The following is a 2,190-nucleotide window of genomic DNA, read 5'->3' as shown; positions in this document are numbered from 1 at the left end:
GTACCGGATGACCTCACCGCGCCGACGCTCGTCGAAGTCGACGTCGAAGTCGGGCATCGAGATGCGGTCGGGGTTGAGGAACCGCTCGAAGATCAGGCCGTGCTGCAACGGGTTGAGGTCGGTGATGCGCATGGCGTAGGGGACCATCGAGCCCGCGCCCGAGCCGCGGCCCGGGCCGACGCGGATGCCGTTGTCCTTCGCCCAGTTGATGAAGTCGGCGACGACGAGGAAGTAGCCCGGGAAGTTCATCTGCTCGATGACGCCGACCTCGTAGTCGGCCTGGCGCTGCACGTCGTCCGGGATGCCGTCGGGGAAGCGCCGCCGGAGGCCGAGCGCGACCTCCTTGCGGAACCAGCTCGACTCGGTCTCGCCGTCGGGCACCGGGTACTTGGGCATGTACGTGCCGTTGCCCTCGGTGAAGTCGACCGCGCACCGCTCGGCGATGAGCAGGGTGTTGTCGCACGCCTCGCGCAGCTCGTACTTGTCGGCCCACAGCGAACGCATCTCGGCCGGGCTCTTGAGGTAGAAGTCGCGGGCGTCGAACTTGAACCGGTTCGGGTCGGCCAGCGTCTTGCCCGACTGCACACAGAGCAGCACCTCGTGCGCCTCGGCGTCGTCCTGGTGCGTGTAGTGCAGGTCGTTCGTGGCGATCATCGGCAGGCCGAGGTCCTTGCCGAGCTTCAGCAGCCCCTCGCGGACGCGGGTCTCGATGTCGAGGCCGTGATCCATGAGCTCGAGGAAGAAGTTGTCCTTACCGAAGATGTCGCGGAACTCGGCGGCGCTGGCCCGCGCCTTGTCGTAGTCGCCGATGCGCAGCCAGGTCTGGATCTCGCCGGACGGGCAGCCGGTGGTGCCGATCAGGCCGTCGGCGTACTCGGCGAGCAGCTCACGGTCGGCGCGCGGCTTGTAGAAGAACCCCTCGAGGCTGCTGCGGGACGAGAGCCGGAACAGGTTGTGCATGCCGGCGGTGGTCTCGGCGAACAGCGTCATGTGCGTGAAGGCGCCACCGCCGGACACGTCGTCCTCGCCGCCCGACGCCCACCGCACCCGGGTGCGCTCGAAGCGCGACGTGTTCGGCGTCAGGTAGGCCTCCATGCCGACGATCGGCTTCACGCCGGCGGCCTTGGCCTTGGTGACGAAGTCGTAGGCGCCGAAGACGTTGCCGTGGTCGGTCATGGCGATGGCCGGCATCCCCAGCCGGGCGGTCTCGGCGAACAGCTCCCCCAGCCGCGCGGCACCGTCGAGCATCGAGTACTCGGTGTGCACGTGCAGGTGCACGAAGCTGTCGCTGGAACCGTTACTGCTGCCAGTACCGCTGCCGCTCGTCACTGCTGGACTGCCTCCATCCGATCCGTCAGCGATTCCAGCACACCCCTCTGACAACCTCGCGCGTGTCGTCCGCGCGAGTCTCTCGACCTCGCGTCGAGGGTTCGGGTCGGGGCGGCCGTCACGCCCGGATCGTGACCGGCGTGCCGACGGGCGCCCACCGCGCGAGGTAGGCGATCTGCGCCAGCGGCATGTGCACGCAGCCGTGCGAGCCGGCGGTGCGGTACCTCGCGCTGCCGTACGGGAAGTGCTGCCACGACGAGTCGTGGAAGCCGAACAGCGGCGCGTCGAACGGGATCCAGTACCGCACGGCATAGGTGGCGCCGGTGTTCAGCGTCAGCGTCGTGTCGCGGTTGATGCCCTGGATGGCGTAGTGGCCGGTCGGGGTGGAGGTGTCCGGCCCGGCCATGCCCGTGGTCACCGGCGTCTCGCGCACGGTGTGCCGGGCGGCGCAGAACCACATGCGCTGGTCGCTGATGTCGACGAGCACCCACTTCGCCGCCCCCCGCGCGGCGCACGGGTCGGTGCTGGGGACGGCGGCGGGTCGGGCCACCGGTGGCACCGCGGCGGTCGCGGAGGCCAGCGGGCTGTACGCCGTCCAGCCCCGCTCGGCGGACGCGCTGCTCGGCGCGGCGGACGCGCTGCTCGGCGCGGCGGACGGCACGGAACTCGGCGCCGACGCGCCGGCCGGGCCGGGGCCGGCCGCAGCGCGCGTCCCGGACGCACACCCGGCGACCGACGCCGCCAGCACACACGCCGCCGCCAGCAGCGGGACGGCGCGGCGCGGCATGGCCGCCAGCGTATCGGTCCCGCCCCTGCCACGGCCCCCACCGCGATGATCTCGGGAGAACCCCGGTCCTGGCC

At 71.1% G+C, this 2,190-nt stretch carries 2 protein-coding genes; both read right to left on the bottom strand.

All coding sequences use genetic code 11. From position 1 onward, the window contains the following. On the bottom strand, positions 1-1,248 hold a 1,248-nt coding region (gene dnaE, locus ACTHMS_RS05420; protein WP_440305653.1), incomplete at its 3' end, for a DNA polymerase III subunit alpha. 199 nt (positions 1,249-1,447) lie between these two features. Continuing rightward, on the bottom strand, positions 1,448-2,116 hold the full coding sequence (locus ACTHMS_RS05415) for a L,D-transpeptidase (protein WP_440305652.1): 669 nt from the start codon (positions 2,114-2,116) through the stop codon (positions 1,448-1,450). Positions 2,117-2,190: the final 74 nt, after the last annotated feature.

It is taken from the genome of Jatrophihabitans sp. (genome assembly GCF_051960575.1).
GTDB lineage: Bacteria > Actinomycetota > Actinomycetes > Mycobacteriales > Jatrophihabitantaceae > JBQCEE01.
This window is presented reverse-complemented; position numbering and strand designations above follow the sequence as displayed.

Excerpts from the sequence above, each read along its gene's own strand:
- ACTHMS_RS05415 (WP_440305652.1), bottom strand. The coding sequence starts at position 2,116 with ATGCCGCGCCGCGCCGTCCCGCTGCTGGCGGCGGCGTGTGTGCTGGCG.